Source organism: Gracilibacillus dipsosauri (genome assembly GCF_003176895.1).
GTDB lineage: Bacteria > Bacillota > Bacilli > Bacillales > Amphibacillaceae > Gracilibacillus > Gracilibacillus dipsosauri.
The window spans coordinates 48,530-67,769 of sequence record NZ_QGTD01000018.1; the positions used below are offsets into that span (position 1 = coordinate 48,530).

The following is a 19,240-nucleotide window of genomic DNA, read 5'->3' on the forward strand; positions in this document are numbered from 1 at the left end:
GCGGGTAGGCTATCCGCCCTGTTATACAAGGAGTGAAAGCACATGGCAACAGAGGCATATGAGAAACAAGCAATGAAAGAAAGGCAGTTAACAAATAAAGTACCTTGGAAAATCAAAATGAGACCTTTTCTTATCCTTAGTCCAGCATTTTTACTAACCATTGGCATTTTAATTCCATTTGGGATGGCTATATATTTTTCATTAACGAACTATTCCTTTAAATATGCTGAATATATGTTTGTTGGTTTGGAAAATTGGATAGCGATGTTTTCATCGCCAAGTTTTTGGCATAGTGTTGGCGTCACCTTATCCTATGCGGGTTTAGCAACTTTGATCGAAACATTACTAGGCATTGGAATTGCTCTCCTCTTGAATCGAGAGAATATGCTAGCAAGGTCTTTGCGTATTGTTTTAATCTTTCCATTAGTAATCGCTCCAGTAATTGCCACTATTATTTGGCAACTAATGACCAATAACTCAGTTGGTATTTATAGTGATTGGTTAAGACAATTAGGAATTACAAACTTTAATTGGGGAGCGGATCCTTCTACTGCGTTGATCACTGTATTAATTATTGATGCTTGGGTTTTTACACCTTTTGTAACCATTTTGGTTCTAGCAGGCTTACGTTCCTTACCGAAGGCGCCATTTGAATCGGCAATGATAGATGGAGGATCTGCTTGGTTTACCTTTAAGAATCTAACTTTACCTATGATTATGCCAATGTTAATCATTGCGGTATTATTCCGACTAATGTTGTCACTTCAAATGTTTGACATTATTTTTGCTTTAACAAGAGGTGGACCTGGAGATACCTTAATGACATTACCACTGACTGCTTATACAGAAGCATTTACCTATAAAGAATTAGGTGTATCCTTACCATTCATGTTGATTTTATATCTATTTGTCTATTTCTTAAGTCATTTCATCGTTAAATATTGGACATATACTCAAAATAAAGCGTCAGGAAAGTAGGATGAATATGAAAAAGAAAATCATAGCTTTTTTACAAAATGCAGCACTCGTCTTATATGCAATGTTTGCCATATTTCCACTACTATGGTTAGTAATTTTATCTTTTAAACACGATCGAGACATGTTTAACACTACTTTTATTTTCACACCAACATTAGAAAACTATCGAATGTTATTTTCGGATGGAGAATATATAGGATACTTTTTAGATAATATCATTGTTAGTTTTGGAGCCATTGCTTTATCGATTATAGTTGGTGTACCAGCAGCTTATGCACTTGCCCGTTTTGACTTTAAAGGAAGGGATGGGATTGCATTCACCTTCTTGTCCTTCCGTTTTGCTCCAGAAATATTAGTAGTTTTACCACTATTCCTACTCTATCAAGAATTAGGCCTCTATGACACTTATGTAGGATTAATTTGGGTATTTCAAGTATTGTCTTTACCCTTGTTGATTTGGATTTTACGGGGATATTTTGAAGATATTTCTGTGGAGGTGGAAAATGCAGCACGACTTGATGGATACTCCTGGTGGCAAGTTTTTATCAAAATTGTCATGCCTCTTATTCGTCCTGGTTTAGTTGCTTCTGCTTTATTATCATTAATTTTTGTTTGGAATAACTTTACGTTTTCGTTATTGTTAGCAGGTCAAGACGTCACCACGACAACAGTTGCCATGCTACAGTATGTAGCGTCAGATACTGTGCATTATGGACAAATGGCTGGAGCGGTTTTAATTGCTTCATTGCCAATTATTATATTAGCATTATCGATCCAAAAACACCTTGTAAGAGGGTTGAGTATGGGTTCGGTAAAAGGATAATCGAAAGGAGGCAGAGCATTGGCAGATGTAACTTTACAATCCGTTTCTAAGAAATTTAAAAAAGATATTGCGCTAGACAATATAAATTTGAAAATCAAAGATAAAGAGTTTTTTGTTATATTTGGCCCTGCTGGTGCAGGTAAAACCACCTTGTTAAATGTAATTGCAGGCTTGTATTTACCCGATTATGGTGATGTGTATCTAGATGGAGAGCATTATAACTATGTAGAACCCGAAGATAGAAACATAGCGATGGTTTTTGAAAATTATGCCTTATATCCGCACTTTACTGTTTTTGATAACATTGCTTCTCCATTAAGAAGCCCAAGATATAAAGAACCAAAAGCAGTAGTAGAAAAAGAAGTTAGTAGAGTAGCTAACATTTTAAAGATTGATCACCTATTAGAACGAGATATATCAGAATTATCGAATGGCCAAAGACAACGAGTAGGTTTAGGTAGAGCACTCGTAAGAAATCCGAATGTATTTTTAATGGATGAGCCAATCACCCATCTCGATGCTAAGCTTCGGCATCAAATGAGAGCAGAACTAAAGGAAATGCAGAAAAATTTAGACACTACCACTATTTATGTTACGCATGATTATCTAGAGGCGTTGAGCCTAGGAGACAAAATTGCCATTCTAAATGAAGGGAAAATAGAGCAGATAGGAACACCTGATGAAATTTATTATTACCCCCATAATGAATTTGTTGCGAGTTCATTTGGTGAACCAGAGATCAATTTTTTCCGCGCTAGTGTAACGAAGGATAACCAACTATCTATCTTTGAGGAAGCAAAAAATCAACCTCTACCGGAAACTATAAAAGGTTATGTAAAAGAGAATGTTACTTCAGTCAAGTTAGGTATACGACCTAAAAATATTCAGTATAGCTTTACAAAAGAAAATGAGAATTGTGTGGAGTGTATCCCTTATAGTTTTGAACCGTTGGGAGCAAAAGCGGTGTTGACGGTTGAAAAAGATGGCAATCAAATAAGGCTTACCGTACCATCTACCCTTCAAGTAGCTATGGATAAACCTGTTTATGTTCAATTAGATGTTAACAAAGCAATCTTTTTTGGTCCTAATAAAATGAACCTTCTTTCCAAATATAGAGAAGATGCGAAGGGAGAGGTAGTATGGCAAAACTAACATTAAAAAATTTAAATAAATCATTCTATAAGAATAGAGAAGCGATACATGCAGTTAGTGATTTAAGTATAGAAACCAAAGATGGAGAGTTTGTTGCATTATTGGGTCCTTCGGGTTGTGGTAAATCGACCACTTTGCGAATGATAGCGGGTTTGGAAGATATCACAAGTGGAGAAGTATTGATTGGAGAACGGAAACTAAATGATCTACATCCAAAGGACCGAAATATCGGCTTAGCATTTGAAAACTATGCGATGTATCCACCTTTATCTGTGTATGACAACATTAGTTTTAACATGAGGGCAAAAAATGTACCAAAAGAAACGATAAAAAAAGAAATAGATAAAATGGCTAGTTTATTAGATCTAAAGGATTTATTAGCGATGAATCCTAGTGCTTTATCTGGTGGTCAGAAGCAAAGGGTAAATATTGCAAGGGCCCTAATTAGGAGACCAGAGGTTTTATTACTGGATGAACCACTTTCACATTTAGACGGAAAAGTTAGACAGAAAATGAGAACAGAAATTAAACATCTTCATAATGAAATAAATTGTACAACAATTATTGTTACACATGATCAGCTGGAAGCAATGGCCTTAGCTGATAGGATTGCCATTATAAAAGACGGTGTTCTTCAGCAATTTGGAACACCACTAGAGGTATTTAACCATCCTCAAAATGAGTTCGTGGCTGGTTTTATTGGGGAACCCCCTATGAATATATTTACTGTTTTCGCTACCTTTAAAGAAGGATCTGTTTATTTAGTATCGAAAAATGGGAAATTGCGGTTTAATGTTCCTGACAAATATAAAGATTATTTGGAAGAGGGCAAGGAGTACCGCTTTGGTATTCGACCAACCGATATTTCTGTTGTAACAGATGACCAACCGTATTCTACGGAATTAAATGTCACTGTATTTGAAAATGTAGGGGAAGAATGTAGAATTCATATAAAAATTGAAGAAGATAACATTTTAAGTATTGTGTCGGAGGAAATTTATAAGCTTGATACGGGTGATGGTATCAAAATTAAATTCGATTCCGATCGTATTCATATCTTTGATGTGAATACAGGCGAACGTGTTGAAAAACAAAAAGTACTTATCTAATTTTTTAAGGAGGTATAGCAAATGACAAAAACAATGAAAGCCCTACCAGAGGAAATGAGAGCAGTTGTAGCTTATGCACCAGGTGATTATCGCTTAGAAGTAGTGGAAACACCTAAACTCGAGAATGATCAAGAGATTATTGTGGAAGTAGAAGCTTGCGGAATTTGCGCTGGAGATGCCAAAGCACATGCTGGAGCCGTTTCTTTTTGGGGAGATGACTATCAGCCAGCATATATTAAGGCGCCTGTCATTCCTGGACATGAATTTATTGGAAAAATCGTAGAATTAGGAGCGGCTGTTAAGGATTTTAAAGTGGGAGATAGAATTATCTCGGAACAAATTGTGCCTTGTTGGGAATGTCGTTTTTGTAAGAGTGGAAACTATTGGATGTGTGAAAAACACGACTTATATGGATTCCAATATAATGTCCATGGTGGAATGGCAGAATATATGAAGTTCACAAAAGAAGCTATTAACTATAAAGTGCCAGAAGACCTACCAATAGAAAAGGCCATTCTAATTGAACCATATGCCTGCTCTTTACATGCAGTCCAAAGAGCGCAAATCCAAATCGGTGACACGGTGGTGATCGCAGGTGCAGGAACGTTAGGGCTTGGAATGGTTGGAGCTGCTAAAAAAGCAGGTGCAGGTAAATTAATTGTCTTAGATTTATTAGAGGATAGGTTGAAGTTTGCTGAAAAATTCGGCGCTGATTTAACGATTAATCCTGCTAAGGAAGATGCAGTGAAAATAATTAAAGATCTGACGGATGGATATGGATGTGATATATATATTGAAGCAACAGGACATCCAAAATCGGTAGAACAAGGATTATCTGCCATAAGAAAACTAGGGAGATTTGTTGAGTTTAGTGTCTTTAAAGACCCTGTAACGATTGATTGGAGTATTATCGGGGATCGTAAAGAGTTAGATGTATTAGGCTCACACCTTGGGCCATATTGTTATCCGATTGTTATCGATGGTATTGCTAAGGGAGATTTTCCGACAGAAGGTGTCGTAACCCATCAATTACCATTAGAAGATTTCGAGCAAGGATTTGAAATGGTTAAGAGCGGAAAAGATTCTCTCAAAGTAGTTTTAGTGCCTTAAATAGAATAGCAGATTCTACTGCAGGATCTGCTATTCCTACATAGCCCGTAATCAGAGGAGGAAATAATAATGAAAAAATTAATAAATAATCCAAATGATGTGGTGGATGAAATGATAGAAGGCTATATAAAAGCACATCCCAACCAAGTAAGAAGGTTGGAGGAAAATAAACGTTCTATTGTGATCGCAAGTGAAACGAAGGAGAATAAAGTAGGTGTTCTAATCGGTGGAGGCTCAGGTCATGAACCTGCTTTTATGGGGTATGTCGGTCGAGGTATGGCAGATGGTGTAGCGGTTGGAAACATTTTTGCTTCTCCACCACCTGAGCCAATTGTCGAAGCAACAAAAGCCATCGACAAAGGCAATGGGGTTGTTTATATCTACGGAAATTATGCCGGTGACATCATGAATTTCGGGATGGCCGCAGAGCTTGCTGAAATGGAAGAAGATATCGATGTAGAGCTAGTAGTCGTGAATGATGATGTTGCTTCTGCCTCAAGTGAGGAAAAAGAAAAGAGAAGAGGAATTGCTGGGGAGTTCTTTGTCACGAAAGCAGCTGGAGCTGCCGCTGAGAAGGGGTACAGCTTAAAAGAAGTAGCGGATGTTGCGCGGAGGACAAATGAACGGACACGTACAATGGGAGTAGGCTTAACTCCGTGTTATTTACCACAAACGAATGAGCCGAGTTTCTCTCTGAAGGAAAATGAAATGGAAATTGGATTGGGTCATCATGGCGAGCCTGGTGTAGAGAAAGGCGAATTGCAGCAAGCAGATCAAGTTGCGGATCGATTAGTGCAAGATATTTTAAATGATATGGCTATGTCAAATGGAGATAAGGTTGCTGTACTTGTCAATGGTTTAGGGTCTACGACAAGAATGGAGCTTTATATTGTCTTCAGAAGAGTGGAACAAATATTGGCAAAACAAGGGATAGAAATATACCGATCCTATGTTGGCAACTATAGCACTTCCTTAGAAATGGGAGGATGTTCCGTTACGCTGACGAATTTAGATGAGGAGTTAATTAGCTTAATAGACGCTGAAGCAGATTGTCCGATGTATGCACAATTATAAGAGACGGGGGGAATATTTCGTGACTTACACAATCGAAAACTATAAGCAATTTTTATATGCTGTGATTGAGATGATTGAAAAGGAAAAAGATTACCTCTCAGAATTGGATCGAAAACTAGGAGATGGTGATCATGGTGTCACGATGTCTATTGGATGGCAAGCAGTAAAGGAGAAATTAGATAATGAACTACAAAATGAAAGAGATGGGGGAGAGATCAGTAAGGTAGTCGCTAAAACCTTCCTTAATGCTGTTGGATCGTCAGTTGGCCCGTTGTATGCCACGGGTTTTTTAAGAGGGAGTAAGGTTTTGAAAGGAAAAACAGAATTTAATCACTCAGAATTATTAGATTTCTGGATTGCTTTCGGTGATGGGATTAAAGAACGTGGGCAGGCAGAGGTTGGCGATAAAACGATGATTGATACGATTCAACCCTTTATCCAGTCCTTAAGGGAAAAAAGGGAGGATCAATCATTTTCTGAAATATTTGATCAAGCATTAGTATCTGCCGAAAATGGAATGCTATCGACTAAAGAAATGATCTCTAAAAAGGGGAGATCCAGCAGATTAGGAGAGCGCTCCAAAGGATTTTTGGATCCAGGTGCCACATCCATCTATTTCATACTGGAATGCTTTCAAAAAAGCTTATTTTCCGTAACTTAATCATTGCATTACTATTCTAATGAGTAAATAAAAAAACGAATTGGACAAAAGATGTTTCGTCCTTTTCGTTTTTTATGACTTCATAAATTGAACGTGATTTTTTTCAAAGACTTTTTTGAGATCTTGATTAATATCTTCATCAGAAATGAATAAATCAATATCCTCCACACTTGCAAAAGAAGCAATAGAGTTATCACCGATTTTCGTATGATCAACGATGGCTACCACTTTTTCTACCTTATTGACAATAACTTTTTTTAATTCCACCTCATAGACACTAAAATCCGTTAAACCTTCTTCCACCGTAAAGCCTCTTGCAGAGGTAAATAGGATATCTACATGGATTTGATTAAGAATACTTGTTCCAAATGGGCCTTCTAATGCCATGGACCCATTCCTTAACATTCCCCCTAGAAGAATAACGGTAATAGCGGGGTTATCTCGTAATTCGATGGCAGTAGAAATACCATTCGTTAAGACGGTTAGACGAATATTTTCTTCTTTTAATAAGCGTGCAATTTCCAAAGCGGTTGTACTAGCATCTAAGAAGATACAGTTCTTGTCATGTATTAGACTCATTGCTTTTTTTGCAATAGCTATCTTGCTTTCTTTATTTTTCTTTTCTCTTGCGGAAAATGTATTTTCTGCTTTGATAGGAGAATCAAGTACTGCTCCACCATGTGTTCTCGTTAATAATCCTTTTTTCTCCATCTGGGACAAATCACTTCTTAAAGTTGCCTCAGAAACATTTAACATTTGAGATAGCTCTTTCACTGTTATCCTTTTTTTGTCTTTTAATATTTCTAAAATGACGTTCCTGCGTTCCGCTGCAAACATTTTACTCAATATAATCACCCTTATACCAGTCTAATATCTCTGCATTTCTAATAAGTGTATCACATTATGATAACAAACGTAATCAAAATATATTGAAATATTTTCTTTTCTTAACATTATACGCTTAAAAACATTTCGCTTTTTATTGATTAAATTAAAAATGCAAATATTTATTCATAAATATAACTACATCACCGGGTGTAAATACGAAATTGAATAACAAAAACGAAAATAAACGAAAATAAATATTGAAATAAAACAAAAATTATAATAAAATGAAAACGAAAACAAATAATAATGAAAGGATGGTAAAATGAAAATTGCCATTGGTAGCGATCATAACGGCTTTAACATGAAAGAAGTGATAAAAGCTTACTTACAGGATGAAAATTATCAATTTGTCGATTATGGATGTTATACGTGTGATGCCATTGATTATCCTGATGTTGCTTTCCAGGTAGCTTCAGATATAAGGAAAGGAAAAGTAGATCGAGGGATATTGATATGCGGAACAGGTATTGGGGTTGCGATAGCTGCTTGCAAATATCCAGGGATTCGTGCTGCACTATGTCATGACACCTATTCGGCTGAAAGAGCCCAACTCAGTAATAATGCTCAAATCATTACAATGGGTGGACAGATTATTGGAACAGAATTAGCTAAGAAAGTAATAGCAACTTATTTAAATTCCTCTTGGGCAGGTGGCTCTGAAAGAAAAGTAAACAAAATTACAGCAAAAGAAAAGGAGTTTATCGAAAAATCTACGAACTAGCCTTCCATCTGAAAATGCGGAGAAGGGAGTAATAAGATGCGAGACCTCACATTTGATTTTTTGCGAGTTACCGAACAGGCAGCTTTAGCAGCTTATCCATGGGTAGGCAGTGGAAATAAATTAAAGGCAGATGGTGCTGCAACGAATGCCATGCGAGATACACTAAATAAAATAGATTTTGATGGAAAGATCGTAATTGGTGAAGGAGAAATCGATAATGCTCCAATGCTATATATAGGGGAAGAAGTAGGGGCAGGTGTCAATCCGAAGGTAGATATTGCGGTAGATCCTATCGAAGGAACAACTTCTACCGTAAATGGACAAGAAAATGCTTTTACCGTTATTGCTGCAGCACCAAGAAACACACTACTCCATGCGCCAGATATGTATATGGAAAAAATCGTTGTAGGAACAGAAGCCAAGGGAGAAATTGATCTTAATGCTTCATTAGTAGAAAATGTGCATGTCGTTGCAAAAGCAAATGAAAAAAATATAAAAGACATGAGAATTCTTATTCAAAATAGAGAACGCCATACCCAATTAATTGATGAGGTACGAAATATTGGGGCAAAAGTGTATCTATTTGATGAAGGAGACATAACTTATGCAGCTGCAACTTGTATGAAGAAACAAGGAATAGATTTATTTTATGGAATAGGGGGAGCCCCTGAAGGTGTTTTAGCTGCAGTTGCTGTTAAATGTCTTGGAGGAGACATGCAGGCAAAGCTACTCCCAAAAAATAAAACGGAGTATGAAAGATGTGTAGAAATGGGTTTATACAATCCTAATAAGATATTGAAGCTTCATAATTTAATCAGCTCGGATAAATGTTTGTTTGTAGCTACGGGAATTACGGAAAATATTTTGTTAAAAGGTATCGTATTAGATACTGATTCCAATTATGTTACTCATTCTCTACTATTAAATGGTCAAAATAAGCATATAAGATATATCGAGTGTAAACATTTTAATTATCAGGAGCTCGTTAAATGAGGTAAAAGCATATTTAATAGAATAGTAATTTTAGAGGAGGGCAAGGATGAAGTTTTTTCTTGATACTGCAGACATAAATGAAATTAAACGGATAAACCAATTAGGTCTTGTTGATGGGATTACGACTAATCCATCCATTATTGCTAAGGAAGGAAAGAATTTTGAAGAAGTCATTAAAGAAATTTGTAGTGTGGTGAAAGGACCAGTAAGTGCTGAAGTCATCGGAATGGAAACAGAAGAGATGTTGCAGGAAGCAAGAGAAATAGCTAAATGGGCCACCAATGTAGTAGTGAAAATTCCTATGACAGAAGCGGGATTACGGGCTGTTCATATTTTATCAAGAGAGGGCATCAAAACAAATGTAACACTAATTTTCTCGGTTGCCCAAGGCTTAATGGCTACAAAAGCGGGTGCGAATTATATCAGTCCATTTGTAGGGAGAATAGATGATACCGGAACAGATGGAGTAAATCTAGTAAAAGATTTGAAACAAATCCTAAATGAATATCAATTCGATACAGAGATCATAACGGCGAGTATACGAAATATCAGTCATTTACAAAATGCAGCGATTGCAGGGGCGGATATTGCTACCATTCCAGGATCATTATTTCCAAAATTATGGAGCCATCCATTAACCGATATCGGTATTGAAAAATTTTTAGCGGATTGGGAAAAGGTACCGAAATAAGAGAGGAGGAGTTATTTTGTCAGCTACGAGGGAAATAGACCAGTTAGCCATTGATACAATAAGAATGCTTTCTATTGATATGGTAGAAAAAGCAAATTCGGGACATCCTGGTCTACCGATGGGAGCTGCGCCAATGGCACATGTTTTGTGGACAAAGCATTTAAAGCATAGCCCAGCAAATCCTCATTGGTTTAATCGGGATCGATTCATTTTATCAGCAGGTCATGGATCTGCTTTATTATATAGTCTGTTATATTTGCATGGCTATGATATTCCATTAGAAGAATTAAGAAATTTTAGACAATGGGGAAGTAAGACACCTGGTCATCCGGAATATGGTCATACAGTAGGCGTAGAAGCTACAACAGGACCTCTCGGTCAAGGAATCTCAATGGCTGTTGGTATAGCGATGGCCGAACGTTTCCTTGCCTCCAAATACAATCAAAGAAGTCATTCCATTATCGATCATTTTACGTATAGTTTATGTAGTGATGGAGATTTAATGGAGGGGATTTCACATGAATCAGCTTCATTGGCGGGTCATTTAAGGCTGGGGAAGTTAATGGTTTTGTATGATTCCAATGATATTTCATTGGATGGTGAATTAGGTCGTTCCTTCTCAGAAGATGTCGCAAAGAGGTTTAAAGCTTACGGATGGCAAGTGTTAAAGGTGGAGGATGGTAATGATTTGAATGAAATAGATGAAGCCATTCTACTAGCGAAACAAAATAGGCAAAAACCTACCTTGATCGAAGTGAAAACCATCATTGGCTTTGGAGCTCCGAATAAAGCTGGTACGGCAGCTGCACATGGTACAGCCTTAGGGAAAGAGGAAAGAGAATTAGTAAAGAAGTATTACAACTGGACATTTGATCAACCATTTACCATTCCTGAATCAGTCAAGAATTTTTATCAAAGATTAAAAAAAGAAGCGCAAATAAAAGAGGAAAAGTGGAAGCGACAATGGGAAGCTTATCAAGTGGCTTATAATGAAAAGGCTTACGAATTAAAAGCAATTATGCAAGGCAAGCTACCTGATAATTGGCAACCAATATTACCAAACTACTCCTTTACAGAACCTGTATCGACTAGAGATGCTTCTGGCAAAGTTTTAAATGAAATTGCTAAGAAGATCCCATTCTTTATAGGTGGTTCTGCAGATTTATCAGGGTCAACGAAAACAATGATTGAGCAAGAGCGAGACTTTCACCCAAATAGTTATGATGGACGAAATATTTGGTTTGGTGTGAGGGAATTTGCGATGGGTGCAGCATTAAATGGAATGGCATCGCATAGTGGAATGAAAGTATTCGGTGGTACCTTTTTTGTATTTTCGGACTATTTGCGTTCTGCTATTCGGACAGCGGCTTTAATGAAGGTTCCTGTCACCTATATACTGACACATGATAGTATCGCGGTTGGGGAGGATGGTCCAACCCATCAGCCTATTGAACACTTAGCATCATTAAGAGCAATGCCTAACCTATGTGTGATAAGACCAGCGGATGGAAATGAAGTAGCCACAGCTTGGCAATTAGCCATAGAAAGTAAAAACATTCCACACGTATTAGTACTAACTCGTCAAAAACTTCCTCCAGCAACTGTATCACGCGAGCAAGCGGAACAAGGGGTAAAAAGAGGTGCCTATATCATCTCTGAAGCACCTCACGCTCCTGCAGGACAACTATTAGCAACAGGCTCGGAAGTACACTTAGCTATCGAAGCACAAAAGGCATTACAAAAGGAAGGTATCTATGTATCGGTTGTCAGTATGCCGTCCTGGGATCGATTCGAAAAACAATCGCTAGAATATAAGCATAAAATCTTACCTAGATCTATCCAAGCAAAATTAGCGATTGAAATGGCTTCCTCTTTAGGTTGGCACAAATATGTGGGAGATTTCGGTGATGTAATAAGTATGGAAACATTTGGTGCATCAGCAAAAGGGGAAGTGTTAGTAAAGGAATATGGCTTTACCGTGGAAAATATAGTCAAGCGAATGAAAGCAATCTTACAGAGTTAACAACGTCCTTGTATTCCTTATGTCATAAAAGGAGTGGATAAAGTGAAGATACAAAACTATGAGAAAGTCAATCATGAAATCAAAAGCAAATTCGAAGAGCTTAAAGAGAAACATCCAAATCGACTAAAGAAAAAATTAAATGTATCATGGAGCAATTGGGGATTTGGTTTAGAGGATCTAGAAGATTCACTCACACGACTAAAGCAAGCAGGAGTTAATTATATCGAACTACATGGGAATCATTACGGGGATGACTTAGGATATAATATAGAAGAAACACAAAAACTATTGAAAAAATATGATATCAAAGTCTCCGGTGTTTGTGGAATGTTCTCCGCAGAAAATGATTTATCTAGTAATTCGCACATTAGTAGGCAAGTAGCAATAGATTATATAAGAAGAGAAGTAGAATTCACTTCTAAAATCGGTGGGCATTATTTATTAGTAGTTCCTGGTGCAGTAGGTCGTCCAAATAAATATGATGATGCTGAATTTTACCGTAGTGTACAAACCCTAAAGCTACTTGCCCCTCTTTTTAAAAAGCATCATGTTAAAGCAGCGATTGAACCAATCCGGTCTGCAGAAGTCAGCTTTATTCATACTTTTGAAGATGCTAAAAGATTTATTCGTGCAGTAGGCCATGAAGGTGTCATGCATATCAATGGAGATCTTTATCATATGCAAAGTGAAGAAGCACATATTAGTCAAGCGATTTTGGATGCGAGAAATCAATTAATAAATTTGCATTTAGCGGATAGTAACAGAAGGGCATTGGGAGAAGGCTTCCTAGATATCGATACAGTGATCATGGCTTTATACTTAATTGGCTTCAATCAAGATGGGAAATTTGTTACTCCAGAGCCTCTTGGACCAGGAGGAGATCCTTACCCCGCTATGAATTCCATCCCTAATAAGGATGAACTCAATAAATTAGTAAGGCAAACGATCGATTATTTCAGAGGAAGAGAAGCGGAATTATTGAAGTGACAGCCCTTTTAAAAGATTGAGCTCTTTCCCTTTCTATAGAAGGGAAAGAGTTTTTTGTTTTAGGTGTCAATAGATGTTAAACTAAAATATCGGAATCTATAATTTCGAATATTAAAACTTTACTTCGGAAGCTATTACTAGACTATGATCTTATTCGACAAAATATGACATAAAAAATTCCAAAATTTTTATGTCAAATTCTACAAGATTATGATATAATTCGCTTTATGGTGTGTCTACATCTTAATGAAAAGGACATGAATTTGGAGGTTTATACGTAATGGAGGAAACAATTTCGCTTAAGGAAATATTTAGCGTCTTAAAGAAGAGGTTAATGCTTATTGTATTGTTAGTGGTAGGAGCCATCTTAGTTAGTGCCATCGTAAGTTATTTTATCATCACGCCAACCTATCAAGCCAGTACGCAATTTATCGTTAATCAAGATACAAATGAAAATAATGCAGTAGATATTAATCAAATACGTTCCAATGTCGAGATTATTAATACATATAACGACATTATTAGTAGTAAAAGAATATTAGATCAAGTAGTAGAAGAATTAGATTTAACTATTTCTGCCGGTGCATTAGGTGAGAAAATCAGTATATCAAGCGCAGAGAGTTCACAAGTGGTAACATTATCCGCAACAGATGCTGATCCTGAGGTTGCAGCAGAAATCGCCAATACAACCGTACAAATATTTCAAACAGATCTTCCAGAATTGATGAATGTCAATAATGTTAACGTATTAACGGAAGCGACCGTAGCGGCTGATCCAAGCCCCGTAAGTCCAAAGCCATTGCTAAATATTGCAATAGCAGTAGTTTTAGCACTTATGGTTGGTGTCGGATTAGCATTCTTGCTTGAGTATTTAGATAATACGATCAAAACAGAAGAAGATGTCGAGAATAAATTAGAATTACCTATATTAGGGGTCATCTCCCATGTTACAGAAGATGATATTAAAGTCACGACCGTACCGCGTTCTAGTAATGTAAGAAGAGAAAGGGGGGCTATAAGTGGTCAGAGGAAGAAAACCGTTTAAGCAAACCAATATCCGTCATCTTATTACAAAGATTAATCCACGTTCACCTATTTCAGAGCAATATAAAACGGTAAGGACGAATTTGCAATTTTCTGCTGTGGATGGAGATTTAAACAGTATGCTGATCACATCATCTGCCCCTTCAGAAGGGAAATCCTCTGTTACAGCGAACCTTGCTGTTGTTTTCGCACAGCAAGGGAAAAAGGTATTATTAATTGATGCGGATATGCGTAAACCAACCTTACATTATACGTTTAGACTGGATAATCGAAAAGGTCTTAGTAGTGTACTGGTAGGTGGCACCACATTTGAAGAATCCATTACGAAAAGTGATATACAAGGATTAGATTTACTACCTTGTGGCCCAGTGCCACCTAATCCGTCTGAACTACTCGGATCAAAATCAATGGAAAGATTACTATCTGAAGCTTCTTTACAATATGATTTAGTCATTTTCGACACCCCACCAGTATTAGCGGTAACGGACGCACAAATATTAGCTAATATTTGTGACGGAGTCGTCATGGTCGTAAGAAGTAAACAAACAGAATATGAATCCGCCCAAAAAGCGAAAGCCCTTCTAGAGGTTGGAAAAGCCAAATTACTAGGCGTCGTCTTAAACGACAAAGTAATGAAAAAGGGAAGCTACTATTATTATGGTGCGAATTAAGAGACTTGAGCCTATCAAGTCTCTTTTTATTGGTTTCATAATTCCTCCCAATCACCAAACTGAGCACACAAAAAAAGACCTCACCTCACAAAAGAGCGAATCGAACACACAATCAAATATACTGAGCTCACAAAGAAAAAGATCACCCCACAAACCAAAGAGCTGAATCAACAAAAGCAAAGAAGGCAGCTCGACTTAGAAATATTGAACCCACCACCACTACTAAACAAAAAATACGCCTAACAACCTGATCGCACGCAAACAATGATTACCCTATCCACGGAATGTTTCGACCATTTATTACATATGATTTGCAAAATGGAATGATTCTGGTATTCTTTATTAAGAACAATAAATGATAGAAAGGAGATAATATGTAAGGGACAATCAGTAGAAAACTTTGAAATAAAGATAAATTTAATAGGAAGAAATAAAGAACAAAATATAAAAACGAGTCATTTACAGAGTCATATATAAGTCATGGGATAGGAAATAGGAATTACTAATGTTATAAAATTGTAATATAATTAGTGTATTTCTAATAGGCACAAAGTATAGTATTTATCAAAGCAAAGCATGTAAATACAAGCGTTGAAGAGTATTCGACAGTAACTACCAAAAATAAGTAGGAAATGCTATTTTTTTTTATGGTGTTTACTGCTATACTTTAGAAATGGATGGTTGATAAGTATTCTAATAGAATGATTGATTAAATAGGAAAGGGCGATGAATAACATGATTGATATTCATTGTCATATCCTGCCAGGTGTCGATGATGGTGCAAAGCATATGACAGAAAGCATAGAAATGGCGAAATCTGCTGTTTCTCAAGGAATTACCACGATTATTGCGACACCACATCACTTGAATGGCAGTTATGATAATTATAAGATTGATATAATTGAGGCTGTGAAGCAATTAAATGAACAATTACAAGCAGAAGATATTCCTCTTACTATACTACCCGGACAAGAAACACGAATAAATGGAGATATGTTAGCTGATTTAGAAGATGGTCACCTACTACCACTAAATGAAACAAGTGGTTATTTATTCGTGGAACTACCTTCCAACCATGTTCCACGCTATACGAACCAACTATTGTTTGATCTTCAAGTCCAAGGGGTCAAACCAATCATTGTGCACCCAGAACGCAACAAAGAATTAATGGAAAATCCCGATATCTTATATGAGCTCGTCCGTGATGGGACATTAACTCAAATAACAGCAGCAAGTGTTGCCGGAAAATTTGGTAAGAAGATTAAGAAGTTTAGCCTGCAATTAATTGAATCCAATTTAACGCACTTTATTGCATCAGATGCTCACAATGTCACGACAAGAGGCTTTGCGATGCAGGAAGCACACTCCGTTATAAAAAGTGCATATGGAACTTCACTACTTTATTGGTTTATGGAGAATTCTCAGCTTCTAGCTGAAGGAGAATTAGTAGTAGGAGAAAGCCCAGTGAGAATTAAGAAAAAGAAAATCTTAGGCTTATTTTAGTCTTAAAGGGCTAACAAGCTTAATATACTGTTTAATGTGTGAAAATTTTGAAAATGATTCTGGAGGATTAGCCATGAAAAAAGTTAGAAAAGCGATCATACCTGCAGCAGGATTAGGCACACGATTTCTGCCAGCAACCAAGGCAATGCCAAAGGAGATGCTGCCTATTGTAGATAAGCCAACAATCCAATACATTGTAGAAGAAGCTATCGATTCTGGAATTGAGGATATCATCATCGTGACAGGTAAAGGGAAACGGGCAATAGAAGATCACTTTGATAACAATTTCGAGCTAGAGGATAATCTTTTAAAAAAAGGAAAACTCGAATTATTAGAAAAAGCAAAACAGCCAGCAAAAGTGGATATTCATTACATAAGACAAAAAGAACCATTAGGCTTAGGTCATGCTGTATGGTGTGCTCGTAAGTTTATTGGTGATGAGCCATTTGCGGTGCTACTCGGTGATGATATTGTGCAAGCAGACACGCCATGCTTGAAGCAATTAATCACACAATATGAACAAACAGGTGGATCGATTATCGGTGTTCAACAAGTAGCGGATCAGGAAACGCACCGTTATGGGATTGTTGACCCTCGTGAAAAGGCGGGTAGAAATTATTCCGTCAACCGTTTTGTGGAAAAACCAGCACAAGGAACGGCACCTTCTAATCTAGCTATTATGGGTCGATATGTCCTGTCACCGAAAATATTTAAATACTTAGATCAACAAGAACTCGGTACAGGTGGAGAAATCCAATTAACAGATGCTATTCAACAGTTAAATGAAACACAAAGCGTTTTTGCTTATGATTTTGTAGGCAAGCGTTACGATGTCGGAGAAAAATTCGGTTTTGTGAAAACAACCTTAGAATTTGCTCTGCAAAATGAAGAAATTGGTGACGACGTTAGAAACTTGTTAGAAGAACTTGTAGAGCAAGTGAAAGTAAATTAATGAAGAGAGGAAGACCCAAATGGGTTATAAACTTAGAATTGCATTATTAGCAATATTAGATTCTGTCATTGTCAGTACAGCCATCTTTATTGCGGCATGGATCGTTTATCCATCAACAGAATTTGAAAGTCTTGATGCGCTTTGGATAAGTTCGATTGCGCTACTTGCCTTTCATCATCTATTTGCAGCCATTTATAAGCTATACAATAAGGTCTGGTCCTATGCAAGTGTGGGAGAATTAATGGCAATTGTAAAAGCTATTACCTTCTCTATTCTCGCTACAGGAGTTGTTCAATACCTAGCCAATGATTTTAATCTTTATCGACGAGCACTTATTGTGACATGGCTCTTACATATAATTCTCATTGGTGGTTCAAGATTTATCTGGAGAATCTTCCGTGATCGGTATATCGTGGAGAAGAAAAATAAGAAACGTACCTTAATCGTAGGCGCGGGCTCTGCTGGTGCCATGATTGCACGACAATTAAAAAATGAACAACATCATACGGACTTATGTCCAGTGGCATTTGTTGATGATGATTTGAACAAACATAAAATGCAACTATATGATATTCCAGTTGTAGGGAGTTCGAAGGATATACAGCAAATTGCAAAAGATTTGGAGATCGAACATATTGTTATTGCAATACCATCTTTAACAAACGGCGCATTAACAGAAATTATTGCACAATGTAATGCGACTAACGCAAAAGTCCAAATGGTGCCAAAGATAGAAGATATTGTTTCAGGTAAAATCTCAGTAAGTAACCTCAAAAACGTCGATGTAGAAGATGTTCTTGGGCGTGATCCGGTCGAGCTTGATATTAACTCGATCTCAGAATATGTCACAAACAACACCGTGATGGTAACAGGTGCAGGTGGGTCCATTGGTTCAGAGATCTGTCGACAGTTAATGCGATTTACACCTGAGCGTATTCTATTGGTTGGCCATGGAGAATTTAGTATCTACTCGATAGATATGGAATTGCGTCAAAAATATGGAGAGAAAAATATTGAGATACTCCCCATTATCGCAGATGTACAAGATCGCAAAAGGATATTTGAAATTGTAGAGCAGTATAAGCCTGAGATTATCTATCATGCGGCTGCACACAAGCATGTACCATTAATGGAATATAATCCTCACGAAGCTGTCAAGAATAATGTGATCGGAACTAAAAATGTAGCGGACGCGGCTGATACTTATGGCATTCATACTTTCGTTTTAATTTCTACTGATAAAGCCGTGAACCCTACAAATGTGATGGGTGCGACAAAGCGCATCGCAGAGATGATTGTGCAAGATTTGGCAAAACATAGTAAGACGAAGTTTGTAGCTGTTCGCTTTGGAAATGTATTAGGAAGCCGTGGAAGTGTTATTCCATTATTTAAGAAGCAAATTGAACAAGGCGGTCCAGTAACCGTTACGCATCCTGATATGACAAGATATTTTATGACAATACCTGAAGCTTCAAGACTTGTTATTCAAGCTGGTACAGTAGCTCGTGGTGGAGAAATTTTTGTTCTAGATATGGGGGAACCAGTAAAAATAGTAGATTTAGCGAAGAATCTAATTAAACTATCAGGCTATAGTGAAGAGGAAATACCGATTAAGTTTTCTGGTATTAGACCTGGTGAGAAAATGTATGAGGAATTGCTTGGAGAAGATGAAGTGCATCCAGAGGCAGTCTATGAAAAAATATATGTTGGGAAAACTGTAGAAGTTTATGCGGATGAACTTAATGAACTAATACACCATTTTAATAACTTTAAAAATAAAGAGTTAAAGAATAAATTAATGAATATTGTATTTGAAGAATCTGAAAAAAAGCAAATTGAATCCATAAACTAGGGTTTATA

General features: G+C 36.9%; 18 protein-coding genes. 17 read left to right on the forward strand and 1 reads right to left on the reverse strand.

Features of this window, described 5'->3' with window-relative positions; all coding sequences use genetic code 11:
* Positions 1-42 precede the first annotated feature (42 nt).
* From DLJ74_RS16360 to dhaL, 7 genes are all read left to right on the forward strand, one after another.
* Positions 43-978: a carbohydrate ABC transporter permease gene (locus DLJ74_RS16360; RefSeq protein ID WP_054860218.1), complete on the forward strand. Its 936-nt coding sequence runs from the start codon at positions 43-45 to the stop codon at positions 976-978.
* Positions 979-985: 7 nt separating this feature from the next.
* Positions 986-1,801 (forward strand): carbohydrate ABC transporter permease, encoded by an 816-nt coding sequence (locus DLJ74_RS16365; RefSeq protein ID WP_109985394.1) that lies wholly within the window; start codon positions 986-988, stop codon positions 1,799-1,801.
* Between the two features lie 18 nt (positions 1,802-1,819).
* Positions 1,820-2,953: an ABC transporter ATP-binding protein gene (locus tag DLJ74_RS16370; RefSeq protein WP_109985252.1), complete on the forward strand. Its 1,134-nt coding sequence runs from the start codon at positions 1,820-1,822 to the stop codon at positions 2,951-2,953.
* On the forward strand, positions 2,941-4,062 hold the full coding sequence (locus DLJ74_RS16375) for an ABC transporter ATP-binding protein (protein ID WP_109985253.1): 1,122 nt from the start codon (positions 2,941-2,943) through the stop codon (positions 4,060-4,062). Before DLJ74_RS16370 ends, DLJ74_RS16375 begins: the two co-directional genes overlap by 13 nt.
* A 21-nt stretch (positions 4,063-4,083) precedes the next feature.
* Positions 4,084-5,172 (forward strand): zinc-binding dehydrogenase, encoded by a 1,089-nt coding sequence (locus DLJ74_RS16380; RefSeq protein ID WP_245902368.1) that lies wholly within the window; start codon positions 4,084-4,086, stop codon positions 5,170-5,172.
* A 69-nt stretch (positions 5,173-5,241) separates the two neighbouring features.
* Positions 5,242-6,246, forward strand: a complete 1,005-nt coding sequence (locus DLJ74_RS16385) for a dihydroxyacetone kinase subunit DhaK (RefSeq protein ID WP_109985254.1) — start codon at positions 5,242-5,244, stop codon at positions 6,244-6,246.
* A gap of 19 nt (positions 6,247-6,265) precedes the next feature.
* Positions 6,266-6,907 (forward strand): dihydroxyacetone kinase subunit DhaL, encoded by a 642-nt coding sequence (gene dhaL, locus DLJ74_RS16390; protein ID WP_181397627.1) that lies wholly within the window; start codon positions 6,266-6,268, stop codon positions 6,905-6,907.
* 72 nt (positions 6,908-6,979) lie between these two features.
* Here the strand turns inward: dhaL and DLJ74_RS16395 are convergent, their stop codons facing one another.
* Positions 6,980-7,744 carry a DeoR/GlpR family DNA-binding transcription regulator gene (locus DLJ74_RS16395; RefSeq protein WP_109985396.1) on the reverse strand — a complete coding sequence of 255 codons (765 nt, stop codon included), beginning with the start codon at positions 7,742-7,744 and terminating at the stop codon, positions 6,980-6,982.
* A 313-nt stretch (positions 7,745-8,057) separates the two neighbouring features.
* Between DLJ74_RS16395 and rpiB the strand changes: the two genes are divergently transcribed.
* The 10 genes from rpiB (at position 8,058) to DLJ74_RS16445 (ending at position 19,232) form a co-directional block, all read left to right on the forward strand.
* Positions 8,058-8,516: a ribose 5-phosphate isomerase B gene (gene rpiB, locus DLJ74_RS16400; protein ID WP_109985256.1), complete on the forward strand. Its 459-nt coding sequence runs from the start codon at positions 8,058-8,060 to the stop codon at positions 8,514-8,516.
* A 36-nt stretch (positions 8,517-8,552) separates the two neighbouring features.
* Complete coding sequence (gene glpX, locus DLJ74_RS16405) at positions 8,553-9,509, forward strand: class II fructose-bisphosphatase (RefSeq protein WP_109985257.1); 957 nt, start codon at positions 8,553-8,555, stop codon at positions 9,507-9,509.
* 46 nt (positions 9,510-9,555) lie between these two features.
* Entirely contained in the window at positions 9,556-10,200 is a 645-nt protein-coding gene (gene fsa, locus DLJ74_RS16410) for a fructose-6-phosphate aldolase (protein ID WP_109985258.1), read from the forward strand.
* Between the two features lie 13 nt (positions 10,201-10,213).
* Positions 10,214-12,223, forward strand: a complete 2,010-nt coding sequence (gene tkt, locus DLJ74_RS16415) for a transketolase (RefSeq protein WP_425454593.1) — start codon at positions 10,214-10,216, stop codon at positions 12,221-12,223.
* A gap of 42 nt (positions 12,224-12,265) precedes the next feature.
* Positions 12,266-13,210 (forward strand): sugar phosphate isomerase/epimerase family protein, encoded by a 945-nt coding sequence (locus DLJ74_RS16420; protein WP_109985259.1) that lies wholly within the window; start codon positions 12,266-12,268, stop codon positions 13,208-13,210.
* 280 nt (positions 13,211-13,490) lie between these two features.
* Positions 13,491-14,255, forward strand: coding sequence for a YveK family protein (locus tag DLJ74_RS16425; RefSeq protein WP_109985260.1), 765 nt, complete (start codon positions 13,491-13,493; stop codon positions 14,253-14,255).
* Positions 14,230-14,925, forward strand: coding sequence for a CpsD/CapB family tyrosine-protein kinase (locus DLJ74_RS16430; RefSeq protein WP_054787672.1), 696 nt, complete (start codon positions 14,230-14,232; stop codon positions 14,923-14,925). The genes DLJ74_RS16425 and DLJ74_RS16430 overlap by 26 nt, the downstream gene beginning before the upstream one ends.
* Before the next feature lie 735 nt (positions 14,926-15,660).
* Entirely contained in the window at positions 15,661-16,428 is a 768-nt protein-coding gene (locus tag DLJ74_RS16435) for a tyrosine-protein phosphatase (protein ID WP_109985261.1), read from the forward strand.
* 73 nt (positions 16,429-16,501) lie between these two features.
* A complete protein-coding gene (gene galU, locus DLJ74_RS16440; RefSeq protein ID WP_109985262.1) occupies positions 16,502-17,380 on the forward strand; it encodes a UTP--glucose-1-phosphate uridylyltransferase GalU in 879 nt (292 codons plus the stop codon).
* 19 nt (positions 17,381-17,399) lie between these two features.
* The gene (locus tag DLJ74_RS16445) at positions 17,400-19,232 is read left to right on the forward strand and encodes a polysaccharide biosynthesis protein (protein WP_109985263.1); all 1,833 of its coding nucleotides are present in this window, start codon (positions 17,400-17,402) and stop codon (positions 19,230-19,232) included.
* The last annotated feature ends 8 nt before the right edge of the window (positions 19,233-19,240 follow it).